The sequence below is a fragment of the Streptomyces pseudovenezuelae genome (assembly GCF_029892565.1).
GTDB classification, from domain to species: Bacteria; Actinomycetota; Actinomycetes; order Streptomycetales; family Streptomycetaceae; genus Streptomyces; species Streptomyces pseudovenezuelae_A.
The window spans coordinates 63,268-75,300 of sequence record NZ_JARXVH010000032.1; the positions used below are offsets into that span (position 1 = coordinate 63,268).

13 protein-coding genes, 1 tRNA gene and 2 pseudogenes are annotated in these 12,033 nt (G+C 70.6%); 7 read left to right on the top strand and 9 right to left on the bottom strand.

Features of this window, described 5'->3' with window-relative positions; genetic code table 11:
* Positions 1–53: 53 nt before the first annotated feature.
* Positions 54–611: a helix-turn-helix domain-containing protein gene (locus tag M2283_RS48255; protein WP_280882986.1), complete on the top strand. Its 558-nt coding sequence runs from the start codon at positions 54–56 to the stop codon at positions 609–611.
* Here M2283_RS48255 and M2283_RS48260 read toward each other — a convergent pair.
* On the bottom strand, positions 584–1,606 hold the full coding sequence (locus M2283_RS48260) for a ScbA/BarX family gamma-butyrolactone biosynthesis protein (protein WP_280882987.1): 1,023 nt from the start codon (positions 1,604–1,606) through the stop codon (positions 584–586). The genes M2283_RS48255 and M2283_RS48260 overlap by 28 nt on opposite strands.
* A 203-nt stretch (positions 1,607–1,809) precedes the next feature.
* Between M2283_RS48260 and M2283_RS48265 the strand changes: the two genes are divergently transcribed.
* Positions 1,810–2,508 carry a ScbR family autoregulator-binding transcription factor gene (locus M2283_RS48265; protein WP_280882988.1) on the top strand — a complete coding sequence of 233 codons (699 nt, stop codon included), beginning with the start codon at positions 1,810–1,812 and terminating at the stop codon, positions 2,506–2,508.
* Between the two features lie 45 nt (positions 2,509–2,553).
* Here M2283_RS48265 and add read toward each other — a convergent pair whose 3' ends face one another.
* The 5 genes from add to M2283_RS48290 all read right to left on the bottom strand — a co-directional run bounded on the left by add (position 2,554) and on the right by M2283_RS48290 (position 7,240).
* Complete coding sequence (gene add, locus M2283_RS48270) at positions 2,554–3,615, bottom strand: adenosine deaminase (RefSeq protein ID WP_280882989.1); 1,062 nt, start codon at positions 3,613–3,615, stop codon at positions 2,554–2,556.
* Positions 3,612–4,718, bottom strand: coding sequence for an ABC transporter substrate-binding protein (locus M2283_RS48275; RefSeq protein ID WP_280882990.1), 1,107 nt, complete (start codon positions 4,716–4,718; stop codon positions 3,612–3,614). Before M2283_RS48275 ends, add begins: the two co-directional genes overlap by 4 nt.
* 79 nt (positions 4,719–4,797) lie before the next feature.
* Positions 4,798–5,682, bottom strand: coding sequence for an ABC transporter permease (locus M2283_RS48280; protein WP_280882991.1), 885 nt, complete (start codon positions 5,680–5,682; stop codon positions 4,798–4,800).
* Positions 5,679–6,425 (bottom strand): ABC transporter permease, encoded by a 747-nt coding sequence (locus M2283_RS48285; protein WP_280882992.1) that lies wholly within the window; start codon positions 6,423–6,425, stop codon positions 5,679–5,681. Before M2283_RS48285 ends, M2283_RS48280 begins: the two co-directional genes overlap by 4 nt.
* A complete protein-coding gene (locus M2283_RS48290) occupies positions 6,422–7,240 on the bottom strand; it encodes an ABC transporter ATP-binding protein (protein WP_280882993.1) in 819 nt (272 codons plus the stop codon). The genes M2283_RS48285 and M2283_RS48290 overlap by 4 nt, the downstream gene beginning before the upstream one ends.
* 143 nt (positions 7,241–7,383) lie before the next feature.
* Between M2283_RS48290 and M2283_RS48295 the strand changes: the two genes are divergently transcribed.
* Complete coding sequence (locus tag M2283_RS48295; protein ID WP_280882994.1) at positions 7,384–7,992, top strand: TetR/AcrR family transcriptional regulator; 609 nt, start codon at positions 7,384–7,386, stop codon at positions 7,990–7,992.
* Positions 7,993–8,059: 67 nt separating this feature from the next.
* Here M2283_RS48295 and M2283_RS48300 read toward each other — a convergent pair whose 3' ends face one another.
* Positions 8,060–8,911, bottom strand: coding sequence for a TauD/TfdA family dioxygenase (locus M2283_RS48300; protein ID WP_280882995.1), 852 nt, complete (start codon positions 8,909–8,911; stop codon positions 8,060–8,062).
* Positions 8,912–9,326: 415 nt separating this feature from the next.
* Between M2283_RS48300 and M2283_RS48305 the strand changes: the two genes are divergently transcribed.
* The 3 genes from M2283_RS48305 (at position 9,327) to M2283_RS48315 (ending at position 10,503) form a co-directional block, all read left to right on the top strand.
* A complete protein-coding gene (locus M2283_RS48305) occupies positions 9,327–9,629 on the top strand; it encodes a hypothetical protein (RefSeq protein WP_280882996.1) in 303 nt (100 codons plus the stop codon).
* 141 nt (positions 9,630–9,770) lie between these two features.
* Positions 9,771–9,843: transfer RNA gene (locus M2283_RS48310), tRNA-Arg, on the top strand.
* Between the two features lie 435 nt (positions 9,844–10,278).
* Positions 10,279–10,503, top strand: coding sequence for a cold-shock protein (locus M2283_RS48315; protein ID WP_280883002.1), 225 nt, complete (start codon positions 10,279–10,281; stop codon positions 10,501–10,503).
* 117 nt (positions 10,504–10,620) lie between these two features.
* Here M2283_RS48315 and M2283_RS48320 read toward each other — a convergent pair whose 3' ends face one another.
* Entirely contained in the window at positions 10,621–10,806 is a 186-nt protein-coding gene (locus M2283_RS48320) for a hypothetical protein (protein ID WP_280882997.1), read from the bottom strand.
* Between the two features lie 515 nt (positions 10,807–11,321).
* On the opposite strand from M2283_RS48320, the pseudogene M2283_RS48325 reads away from it, so the two are divergent.
* Positions 11,322–11,534, top strand: a pseudogene (locus tag M2283_RS48325) (helix-turn-helix domain-containing protein); the annotation flags it as partial.
* A 413-nt stretch (positions 11,535–11,947) separates the two neighbouring features.
* Here the strand turns inward: M2283_RS48325 and M2283_RS48330 are convergent.
* Positions 11,948–12,033 (bottom strand): annotated as a pseudogene (locus M2283_RS48330) (IS5/IS1182 family transposase); the annotation flags it as partial.

The window sequence follows — 12,033 nt, forward strand, 5'->3', positions numbered from 1 at the left end:
GTGCGTTCAAGAAGGTATTCTTTTGGGAACCAGGGACGAAGGGATCAGCAGCCATGGCGAAGCAGGCACGCGCGCGCCGCACCCACGAACTCGTCCTCGACGCCGCCGCAGCCGAGTTCCTGCGGCACGGCTATCCGCGCGCCAACCTCCAGCACGTGGCGGACCGCACCGGCCTCACCAAGGGCGCGCTGTACGGCCACTTCGCTTCCAAGGAGCAGTTGGCCCAGGCGCTGACCACTCATCTCGACGAGGTGGTCGACAAGCTGGTCGCCCGGACCGCGGCGGAAGACCTGCCGGCCAGGGACCGGCTGCGCACCCTGTCCTGCGCGCTGGCCGAACGGATCGAGTCGGACGTACGGGTCAACGCGGCTCTGCGGCTGGTGATGGACGAGATCCACTCGACGCCCGAACCCCCCAAGCTCCTGGCCGACTTGCGGGCCCTGGGAGAGCGCCCACCGACCGCGCCCCTCGCCGACCTCGCCATCGTGATCCTGGTGGGCGCCTACTGCACGGCGCCCGACCCGGACCGGCGCGGACTCGCGGAGCGGGTGCGCGATCTGTGGGACGCGTTCCCGACGGACGGTCAGGCGCTGAGCGGTACGTCCCGGTGAGCGGCGCCGGGACCCCAGGTGGCCCGGCAGGACGCGAGCGCCGTACCGCCCTGTACGGCGTCGAGCGTCAGCCGCACCCCTGCGGGACCGGTCTCCCGCTCCCCCACCACCAGGTCGATCGGCTGGTCCAACTCACCGAAGGCCAGGCAGTCGACCTCCATGCCGAGGAGGGTGTGCGGGGAACTCGGGGCGGGCGGGGCGCCGACCTCGGCGTGCAGCAGCAGATGCCCGAGCTGCCGGAATCCCTCCAAGGTAACCATCAGCGGCACATGGTCACTTGGGTGGTCGAAGAAGATCGGGTGCTCCACGTCGACGAGCAACTGCCAGGGCCGGTCGGCACGTTCGCGTACCAGCACGCTGTCCTTGGCGCGCAGGCGACCTACGGCGGCGGGGTGGACACGCTCGACGGGCCGGCCGTTCGCAGGATGCGACGAGCGCGTAGTCCCGCTCATCTCCGCGCCGCGCGGCGCGGCACCCCGCCCGCGCAGCATCGCGTACCGCTTGTCGTCCACGGCGACGACGTGCAACGCCCCGCGCCCGCACGCCCGTCCGCCCACGGTGAGGACGACCTCCAACCGCATGCCGAATCGATTCGGCGGCCGGTTCCCCACCCACACCCACTGCGCCTCAAGCACCACGGGCACCGGCTCCCCACCGATGCGCAGGGCGGCCGGGTCGGTGATCCGGAACTCCGACCCGAAGCCGATGAAGCGGTGGCTGAGCGGTACGTCGTAGTAGGCGTGCGCGAGGTAGACCAGGGCCTGCCGGATGGTCTCCATGAACAGCAGCGGGTCGCTCGTCCCGTCGCTCCCCGGCGAGTAGAGGGCGTGGTCGCGCGGCCACTGGGCGGCGACGAGGAAGCTGTGCTCGCCGGTGCGGACGGCGTCGGTGAGGAAGACCTCGGCGATCGCGGCGCGGTGCACCATGTGGCGGGGGACGGGCTGGAGATAGCTGAGGGCGGGTGGGCGTACGGGTGTTGGTGCGGGTGGGCGCACGGGCGCGGATGTGATGGCGACCGGTTTGGTTTCCGGTATGGCGGCAGGCTGATGCATGGTCTGAACCCCCAGTGAATGCATTCACACAGACAGCAACACCGGCCCGACGCTTCTGCTCATCGAGCCGCCCGCTTACAATACATTCCCGAAGGTATATTTCAAGGACGCCCGAGGATGTGCACGAGGACATGAGGACGGAAGCCATGGCCATGAAAAACAGTGCCGGTGCCAGTGCGGGTGCCGACGCCGGTACCGGCGTGAGTGGCCAGGACCGGGCGCCCCGGACCGCCTCTCCTCGGAACCGGGACACGGGCCTCAAGCAGGAGCGCGCGGTGCGCACCCGGGGCCAGGTCCTCGACGCGGCGGCGGAGGCGTTCGCCACGAAGGGCTTCCCCGCGGTGACCGTGCTGGACGTGGCCGAACTCGCCGGCGTGACCAAGGGCGCGGTCTACTTCCACTTCGCCAACAAGGAGGCTCTCGCCCAGGCCGTGGCCGAGGAGTTCTACCACCTCCTGGGGGTCATCGGCAGCGAGGTCGAGGAGGCGGGACTGTCCCCGCTCGCGGCGGTGACCGAGCTCCTGGAACGTACGGCGCTCGCCTTCCGCGACGACACCATGGTCCAGGCCGGCGCCCGCCTACAGATCGAACGCTCCCTGATCGGCGTAGAGATGCCGATGCCCTACCTCGGCTACACGGAGTCCCTCACCCGCTGGCTCCGCCAGGCCCAGGACCAGTCCCAACTCCCCCCCGGCGCCTCCCCCGAGTCCACCTCCCGCGTCCTGGTCTCCGCCTTCTTCGGTGCGCAGCACATCTCATGGGTGCTGAACGACCGGGCGGACATCGCGGAAAGGGTGCGGGAGATTCTGGTGGCGTTGGTGCCGGGAGTGGGGGGCCGGTCCTGATGGACCGTCAGTAACGCCTCCCGCCATGCCGGATCGAGGAGAACCTCACCAGCCGGCCGCGCCCTCTCCCTTCCGCCAGGCCGCCACCGCGGCCACCCCCGCCCGTACCGTCCCCTCCGGGGCCCCCGACGCCTCCAGCGAGCTGCGGGCCACCGCGGCCAGGGAGTCGTCGGACAGCCCCAGCACCGTACGGGCCGATTCGTACTCGTCGAGCAGACCGGACCCGAAGAGCAGCGAGTCGTCGGCGGCGAGTGTGCAGCGGACACCGGCGTCGAGCAATCGCGGCAGAGGGTGGACCATGACGGAATCGACAATGCCCAGGCGGTAGTTGGACGTCGGGCAGACGTCGAGGGCGACACCCTCGTCGGCGAGGCGCGCCACGAGGCCGGCGTCCTCGATCGCCCGTACGCCGTGCTGGACGCGCTGGGCGCCCAGCGCGTCCAGGGCGCCACGCACACTCGCGGGACCCGCGAGCTCGCCTGCGTGCGGCGCCGTGATCAGCCCCGCGGCGCGGGCGAGCGCGAAGGCATCGGCGAACGGCTCGGGCGGGTGCAGCGACTCGTCCGCGGCGAGCCCGAATCCGGCCACTCCGGCACCCGCCCGCGTGGCCGCGAGCCGCGCCAGGTCCACGGCCTCGCGAGGGTCGAGGTGGCGCAGGGCGGTGACGAGGAGTCCGCAGCCGATGCCGGCCCTGGCCGCCGCGCCGCACGCCTCGTCGATCATGAGGTCGAGGACGTAGGCGGAGCTTCGGCCGAAGGTCTGCCCGTACCGCACGGGGTTGACGGCCGGCTCCAGCCATACCGCGCCGTCCGTGGCCGCGTCCTCCACGACCTCGCGTACGACCCGTCGCAGGTCGTCCTCGCACCGGACGAGCGACACCGCCTCGTCGTAGCGCAGCCCGAACTCGCGGAAGCCGCCGTACGCGTCCATGTCCGGGACGGGCACACCGTGCCGGCGCGCGAGATCGGCGAGAGTGGCGGGCCGCATGGAGCCCTCCAGGTGCAGATGGAGATGCGCCTTCGGCAGTCGGCGGAGATCGCGGGGGACCGCCGCCGGCGGTGCCGCGCCGAACGGTGCCGCGCCGCCGGGGACGGCCTCGGCCGTCACACCGTGGCCTTCTTGCCGAACACCGCGTCCAGTACGGACTGGTCGACGATCTTCGCCGCGTCCGGCAGTTTCTTGACGCCGGACGCCTTCAGCCCGTCGTACATGTCGCCGCCCAGCAGACTCTCGTCGATGCGCAGCAGTCCCTTGCTCCTGGTCAGCGCGCTCTGGGTGAAGGGGATCTGGAGTTCGTTCTCCCGGACCTGCTGCTTCAGTTCGAGGCCGAGGTCCACGCCGTACTTGGTGACGGCGAGCTTCGCCGCCTGCTCCGGGTCCTTCGCGTTGTCCTGCCAGCCGCGGACGGTGGCGCGCATGAACCGCTCCAGGACGTCCGCCTTCCCGGTCAGCATGGTGCGCTTGCAGAACACGATCGAGGAGTAGGAGGGCAGCCCGAGGTCGCTGTAGGTGACGACCTCGTAGTCCTTGCCCTTCTTCATCCCGTACTTGGTTTCCAGAGTGATCGGCTGGTTGGTGAGGAAGCAGGTGTACGCCTTGCCCTGCTTCTGCACGAGCGGGCTCACGTCGTAGCCGACGGGAGTGAAGTCGTACGACTTCTTGAGCCCGGCGCCGGTGAGGATCGCGTCGATCAGGGGCTGGGTGCCCTGCTGGCCGAGGACCTTGGCGCCCAGCAGGTCCTTCGGCTCCCGCACCGGGTCGGACGCGAGGGAGAGCAGCCCGCCGGGACTGGTCTGGAAGACGGCGCCGAGGAGGGAGAAGTCGTTGCCCTTGGGGATCGCCTGGAGCAGCGTCTGCATGTTGGCGTGCACGCCGAGGTCCGCGGAGCCCGCGGAGACGGACTGCGTGGGGTCGGGGGTGTTGGGGCCGCCCGCCTGGAACTCGACGGTGAGGTTCTCGTCGGCGTAGTAGCCCTTCTCGTCGGCGAGCCAGAATCCCGCGAACTCGACGTTCTTGATCCAGCCGAGGGCGACCTTCACGGTGGTGGACCGGCCGTCGCCCGATCCGGACGAGGAACTGGCGTCGGAATCGCCGCCGCAGGCGCTGAGCAGCCCGCCGGCACCGAGAGCGAGCCCCGAGGCTCCCGCCGCACGCAGGAGACTTCGACGGGAGAGGTGGGGCGGACGGGCGGGATCGGTGTGTGGTGCCACGGTGGTTCCTTCCAGGGTTCCGCAACTTCGACGAGTTCCACCGGGGGGAGCGGGCCCGGGCCCGGGTGGTGAGGGCTGATCAGCTGAAGCGGGCCGAGCCGAGGCGTTCGGCGGCCCGGGCGCCGACGAAGCACAGGACGGAGACGACGGTGGCGACCAGGGCGGTGCCCCAGGCGCGGGCGGGGTCCATGAAGGTGACGGACCGGGCGAAGAGCAGGCCGAGGCCGTGCGTACCGAGCAGGTACTCGGCGAGCATCGCGGACAGGACCGCGGTGGACGCGGTGAGCCGGAGGCCGACCAGGACGGCCGGGACGGCGTGCGGCAGCAGGAGCAGCCGCAGCCGGGTCAGGCGGGTGGCGGCGAGGACGGTGAAGACGTCGCGGGTGGCGGCGGGCGCGGCGCGCAGCCCCGAGCCGGCCATCACGAAGACGGGGAAGAAGGAGACCACGGTGGTGACGGTCAGCACCGCCGTGATGCCGAATCCGACGACCCTGGCGATCACCGGGATCATCGCGACGACGGGGACCGAGCGCATGATCAGCGCCATGGGTGTCATCAGCCCCGACAGCAGAGGGGAAGCCCACACCAGCAGCGCGCCCGTCACCCCGAGGACCAGGCCGAGGGCGAGACCCACGGCCGCGTTGAGCAGCGTCCAGCCGAGGTCGGGGAGGTAGGCACCCGGGTGGCCGAGGACGTCGCCGAAGACCGCGGCCGGTGTGGGCGCGACGATCTGGTTCAGCTGCCGGGTGCGGACCCATACCGCCCAGGCGGCGACGAGGGCGAGCACGGTCCAGTAGCGGGACAGCAGGCGGCTCAGGGTGCGGCTCAAGGTGTGGAGAAGGGCGCGCCGGGGCTGCTTGCCGCCGTCCTCGGCGTCGGCGCGCGGTGCGGTCCCGTCACCTGGTCCGACCGGGTGCTGCCCGGCACTCGGGCCCTCGACGACCGCGCTTTCGCTCCTGCTCATACGAACCTCCGGGCGGCCGCCACGCGCAGGCCGGCCAGGGCGGCGTACGCGGTGAGGGAGATGACGGCGGCGGACAGGGCCGCCGCCCACATCAGATCGGTCTGGAAGTTCTGCATCGAGCTGACCAGCAGGACGCCCAGACCGCGCGGAGCGCCGAACCATTCGCCGACGACCGCGCCGAGTACCGCGGCCGGTGCGGCGAGCGCGAGCCCGTCGATCAACAGCGGGACGGCGGCCGGGAGTTGGAGGCGCAGGAGCGTCGCTCGCCGTGAGGAGCCCAGCGCGCGGAACACATCGCGGTGGGCGGCACCGGCCGCGCCGAGCCCTGAGGTGGCGGCCACGAAGACCGCGAAACCGGCGGCGAGCGCGGCGATGACCGCGGGGGTGCCTTCCCGGCCGACCGTGGTGATCAGCAGCGGGCCGAGCGCGATGAGGGGCACGGCGTTCACGACGGCGGCCAGCCGGTCGAGCCCCGGCTGCAACGGCGGCAGCAAGGCACCGACGACGGCGACGACCAGGGCGACGAGCGTACCGGCGACGAAGCCGGTGCCCGCGGCGGTCGCGGTCGCGGCGAGTGCGCGGCCCAGCAGATCACGGGTGATCGGATCGTCCAGCGCCGCGACGACCTGCGTCAGCGGGGGCCAGCTCTCGCCGAGGACGCCGAGCCGCCCGACGCCCTCCATGGCCGCGAGCAGCAGCAGTGTTCCGGCGACGGTGAGCACCGTGGTGCGGGCCCGGTTCACTCGGCCCCCTCGTCGAGGAGCGCGGTCAGCCGGTCGACGATGTCGTGGAACTCCGCGTCCCGTGTCAGTGCCTTGTCGCGGGGCCGCGGGAGCGTGATGTCCTCGACATGGCGTACGGTGCCGGGCCGGCCGGTGAGGACGACGACCCGGTCGGCGAGCAGTACGGCCTCATCGACGTCGTGCGTGACCAGCAGCGTGGTGATCTGCTGGTCGGCCCAGATGCGGGCGAGTTCGAAGTTCATCCGGCGCCGGGTCACCGCGTCCAGCGCGCCGAACGGCTCGTCGAGCAGCAGGACTTCGGGCTGGAGCACCAGGGCCCGCGCGATGGCGACGCGCTGCCGCATACCGCCGGAGAGCTGCCGCGGCCGCGCGTCGGTGAACCCTTCGAGCCCGACGAGACTCAGCAACGCGTTGACCCGGTCGGCGTCCACCGGGCGGCCCGCCACCCGGAAGGGCAGCGCGACATTGTCGTACGCGGTCGCCCAGGGCAGCAGCGCGTGCTCCTGGAAGGCGATGCCCAGCCGGTGGCCGCGCACCAGCTCGGCGGGGGCGCCGCCGTTGACGAGCACCTCGCCCCGGGTCGGGGTGTCGAGGCCCGCGAGCATGCGCAGCACGGTGGACTTGCCGCAGCCCGACGGTCCCAGGAGCGCGACGAACTCGCCGTTGCCGACGGCGAGGTCCACGGATGCGAGCGCGGTGACGGTACGTGATCGACGGAGCCTGAACTCCTTGGTCGCCCCCCGCAGTTCAAGCGCCGCGGGAGTGGTCCGGGGCGTTGCTTCGGCAGGGGACTCACTGATTCCCGTGGCGGCCATGGCAGGCCCTCCTCGTTCATGAACCATTCGGTTCATGGACGGTAGGGCCGCGCCGTTTCCCCCGCATTGCGGGAGCTGAGCCGGGCCGTTACGCCCCTTTGCCCAAGGGATCGGGGCCCTCGCGCCCGGATAAAGTGCGGACCATGTCCCAGCCCCCGGAGGAGAACGAGCGCACGCGGCTGCTGCGCCTGAGCGCCGACCACATCCTGGCGCACGGTGTCGCCGGTCTGTCGCTGCGCGGCATCGGCAAGGCCGTCGGCAGCAACAACCGCATGCTGCTGTACTACTTCGGGTCGAAGGAGGAGCTGATCGCGGCGGCGCTCACCGAGGCGGGCGGCCGCTTCCCGCTCCTGGAACGGATCTTCGAACTGCTCGACGACCGCGACCAGCCGCTGCGCACCCGCCTGGAGGCGGCCTGGGAGCTGCTCTCCGCGGACGAGAACCTCCCCTTCCACCGCGTCTTCTTCGAGGTGCTGGGCCTCGCCGGCTATCAGCGCGGACGCTTCGACGCCTTCCTCGACGCCGTCGCCACCACCTGGCGAGGCCGCGTCGCGACCGCGCTGCGCGCCGAGGGCGTACCGGCCGACGAGGCGGACGACCTGGCGCGCGAGCTGGTCGCGCTCTGGCGCGGACTCCAGCTGGATCTGCTCACCGCCGGGGACCGCGCGGCGACCCTGCGCGTGAACGCGGCGGCGGCCGCCTCCTTCGCCGCCAGCGCCGGAGCTGCCGCGGCCAGCCGTTCGCTCGGCTGACGCCGAGCGGTGGGACGGTCGGCGCGGCGGGCGGCGCGGCAGGCGGCCACCCCTCGTCCGACGGGCGTTACGCGCTCTGCCGCAGTTTCGGCGTTCTGGGCATCTTCGGCACCACGATGTCGAGCGGGCCGTCCGGGATCGCGACCGCGTCCGTGGACCAGCCCCAGATCGAGCAGACCCGGCGCCCGGGATCGCTGTGCCCGTCCCGGCCGTGCAGGACACGGTAGTTGTCGAGGCAGATCATCTCGCCGGCCTCGACCCGGAACATCGGTCCGGTGTCCCGGGCCGCGACCACGGCCTCCTCCCACTTGCGCAGGAGGGCCATGTGCTCGTCCTCCGAAGGGCCCTCGACCGGCGCGAGATACGGGTGGTAGCGGCCCTGGAAGCGTCCGGAGGACACGGTTCGGGCGATCGGCGCGTACGTGTCCTGCGGGTAGTTGGGCTCGGAGTGGTCGATGTCGGTGGTGCGACAGAACTCCGCCACGGCGGCCCATGCCGGGTCGGCGGCGAGAAGGTCGAGCAGCCGGGAGGTGTCCACGAGGAAGGAGTCACCGCCCAGGGCCGCGGGCCGCTCGCACCACAGGAACAGGTGGTCGGGGGCATAGTCGCCGAACGCGAAGCCGTCGTTGTGGGCGACCATGCGCTCCTCGGTCGGAGCGAAACTGCGCTTGCGGCCACGGGAGTCGGCCGGCTGCGCGGCCACTTGTGCCGCCTCGCGCTCACCGTGCGCCTTGGTGGCCTCGAACTGGGTACCGACGCGAATCGCCTTGTCGCCCATGACCTCACGGCCGTACGCGACGGCGGACCGCTCGTCGGTGAGCCCGGTCACGATGACCGCGCCCTCGGCGGCGAGCACTTCACGGGCCTCTTCGGCGCTGGACACCCGGCGTGGAACGAAGCTTGCGGAGCTGACGTCCATCCCTGACTCCTCGACGTTGAACCGATCGGTTCACATCAAGGTAGAGGTGCTGTGTTTCGACCGGGTGTCCCTCCCGGAACGCGTGGAAGACCCGGGGAGACCCGTCAGGCCCGCGCCTGCGTGAGGGCGGTTCGGGACCCGTCCCTGGGGTCCCGTGCCAAGGTGAGTCGGCCGCCGGGGAGGTTCCCTGGGCCGCCCCGCGGGAGAGACGATGAACTGGAAGCTACTGGTACGACAGGGCGTGACCCTCGTGGCACCGCTGTCGGCTGCCGCGCTGCTGCTCACGGGATGCGGGGGTGATGGCCCGGACGCGTCCGCGGCGACGAAGCGCGCGACGCCCACGTCACACGCCAGGACGACGGCGTCGATCTCCCCCTCCCCCTCTTCCTCTTCCTCTCCATCACCCTCACCGTCCGTGACGAGCTCCGCGCACCCGGAGGCGGCGGACGGTAGACATCTCGATGCCTGCAACGACGGCGCGTGCGAGGTCGAGATCAAGACCGGGGATGTGATCCGGTTCGGCAGCCAGGTCAAGACCAAGCCCAGGGTCGACTCGTCGACCGTGGTGGGTGTCACCAGCGACGGCCCCACCCTGTTGCTTCCCTCGGGCATGACCACGACCGCCTACGGCGGGATCGAGATCAATGGCGGGATCAGCCTCGAGACCGTCCATGCCGAGGGCAATCGGGCAGTGATCCGCATCTCCCGGATCCCCTGAGCGCGCACTGCCACCCTGCCCGCCTGCCCCTTATACCGACGACGCCCACCGATACACATCCGCTAGGCTGTCCCAGCGGGCTTGTACTCCTCGCCGAAGATCCACTTCCTGGATTCTCTCCGAGGTTTCCTACAGGTCCCTGCCTTCGTAGCTCAGGGGATAGAGCACCGCTCTCCTAAAGCGGGTGTCGCAGGTTCGAATCCTGCCGGGGGCACAGCGGAATACCTGGTCAGAGGCCCTTTCGTCCGGCGGACGGGAGGGCCTTCGTGCTGCGCTTCGGAGGCTGCGGGGTGGGCCGGGGCGGGCGGCGGCTCGGACAGAGCGTGCAGCATCGCGGTCGGCTCGGCCAGCGGGGACACCGGCAGCGCCACTGCGCTCGTCCTCGCCACGACACCGGCAAGGTTGCGTGGTCGCGCTCTCGGCCGCCGGCAGCTGTCCACCGGCATCGGCCGGGCCGCCGGGCCGGCCGCGCTCACCGCTCTGCTCACGGCGGGTCCGGGGCTGTTGTGGGGTGCCCTGGCCGGGACCACCCTGCTGTCGGCAGCGGTGGTTGGAGGCGGAATCGGGCGCACGCGACGCCCCTACGCTAGCTGGAACAGGCCCAGGAGCTGGGCCGGAGAGCCGACGAGGAGAAGAGGTGCGACCTTCCGTGGTGATCGCGACCGTCCGTGAGTGGAGCGACGAGGAAGGGTGGGGTGTACTCGACTCGCCCGAGACTCCCGGCGGTTGCTTCGGCCACTACGCCGACATTCAGGCGCCGGGCTTCCACACGCTGGAGCCGGGGCAGCGGGTCGAACTCGCCTGGGAAGCCCCGGGCTTCAAGCAGGACGGGTACGACTACCGCGCGGTGAGCATCGTGTCTCGGTCCGCATGACATGCGGGCAACCGGAATTGGGCAGCCCAGGAAGGTTCCTCCTGGGCTGCCCCCTCTTTGAGCACACCTGCGTGAGCCCGTCCCCGTCCGGTCCCCGTCCCCGGACGGCGTGCGGGTTCAGGCCTCGTACGGCCTGTTCAGCGCGCGGATGGCTATGTCGTACGCCAGGCCGGCGATGGCGAGGGCGACGGCGGGCCAGACAACGGCGGGCTGGACGTGGCCCGTTGCGATGGCCGTGGCGAGGCCGCCGCTGCTGCCGACGGCGGTGATGGTGGGGATCGCCGGCAGCCGCGGGGCCGGCACCTCAAGGCGCCATACGCTGCGGCGGCCTGCGTCAAGGAATCGTGCGTCCGAGGCGGAACTACGCTCTCGGGTGAAGTTGGCTGCGTTCCCGCCCGGAGGGCTCTTCTTCGTGTCACGCTCAGAAGGCATGGACAGCTCCAGTGCTGATTGCCGGCCGTATTAGGTTTCGGCTTGGGCCTCGGCTTCCGCTTGGACTTGTGCTGGGCTTGTGCTTGGGATTGCGCTTGGACTGGACTTGTACTTGGCATATCCAGTGAAGGCGGATCTGAACTTCCAGCCAAACGCGATAGTTCAAGTCGATGAAACATCGATCAATCAGCGTTCCCGCACCGGGGCAACCGTGTGCCGAATTCTTCTAGATCTTCGCCTCTTTCTTCGCCGCCCGATGAAGAAGAATCTTGGTGGATCGTTTCCTCATAGCTCCCCGCCCTGGTATATGCGGATCAGGTGGATTACGACACCCACGCCCGGGAAGAATGGCCCACCATCTGAGGGGGCGTTACAAAGGGGGGCTCATGGGGCGCAGGGTCAATGCCCTGCCCGATGACGGGCGACCGTTGACGGGCTTCGCGCTGCGGTTGCGTGCCCTGCGCGACAAGGCCGGTTCCCCGAGCCTGACCGAGTTGGCGGAGATGACCGGCTATGGCCAGCCTCGCCTCTCCGAGTTGTTCAACGCGAAGAGGATGCCGAGCAATGATCTTGTGCGCGATGTCGTTCAGGCGCTCGGCGGAGACGACGCGTCGTGGCTCGTACAACTCAAGGCGTTACGGGAGGCCGAGGACGAGTTCCAGGCGGCCACCGCGCGCGAGGGAGACACCCTTGAGGCCCAGGTCGCGCGCCTGGAGTACGAGAACAAGAAGCTGTTGGCCCTGACCTTTCACCCTGATTCCGTCATCGCGCAGGCGAAAGCCGCCACCGAAGTCGCAGCGGCCCGCATAGACCGGGCTACGGCTCTTGAGGCGCAGGCGCGGTCGGTGCTTGCGGAGGCCCTGGATCAGATCCGGCAGGCGCATGAGCGGTTGCCTGCGGTGGAACGGCAAGCCGAGTCGATCCTCGGGGACGCACGTGCCGAAGCGGACCGGATCGCGCTGGTGGGCCGTACGGACCGTGAGCAGATCATTCACGAAGCCAATGAGCATCTTCAGCGGTGCCGCTCCAGGGTGAGGACGGCTTTGGTGATTGACGTCATGCGGTTCGGGCTGCACCGGGCGTGACGGAAGATTCGCC

What these genes read in the sequence shown, in the direction of transcription:
- M2283_RS48290 (WP_280882993.1), bottom strand. Translation starts at nt 7,240, where the DNA reads ATGGCCGCCACGGGAATCAGTGAGTCCCCTGCCGAAGCAACGCCCCGG.
- M2283_RS48265 (WP_280882988.1), top strand. Translation starts at nt 1,810, where the DNA reads ATGGCCATGAAAAACAGTGCCGGTGCCAGTGCGGGTGCCGACGCCGGT.
- M2283_RS48280 (WP_280882991.1), bottom strand. Translation starts at nt 5,682, where the DNA reads ATGAGCAGGAGCGAAAGCGCGGTCGTCGAGGGCCCGAGTGCCGGGCAG.
- M2283_RS48295 (WP_280882994.1), top strand. Translation starts at nt 7,384, where the DNA reads ATGTCCCAGCCCCCGGAGGAGAACGAGCGCACGCGGCTGCTGCGCCTG.
- M2283_RS48255 (WP_280882986.1), top strand. Translation starts at nt 54, where the DNA reads ATGGCGAAGCAGGCACGCGCGCGCCGCACCCACGAACTCGTCCTCGAC.
- M2283_RS48300 (WP_280882995.1), bottom strand. Translation starts at nt 8,911, where the DNA reads ATGGACGTCAGCTCCGCAAGCTTCGTTCCACGCCGGGTGTCCAGCGCC.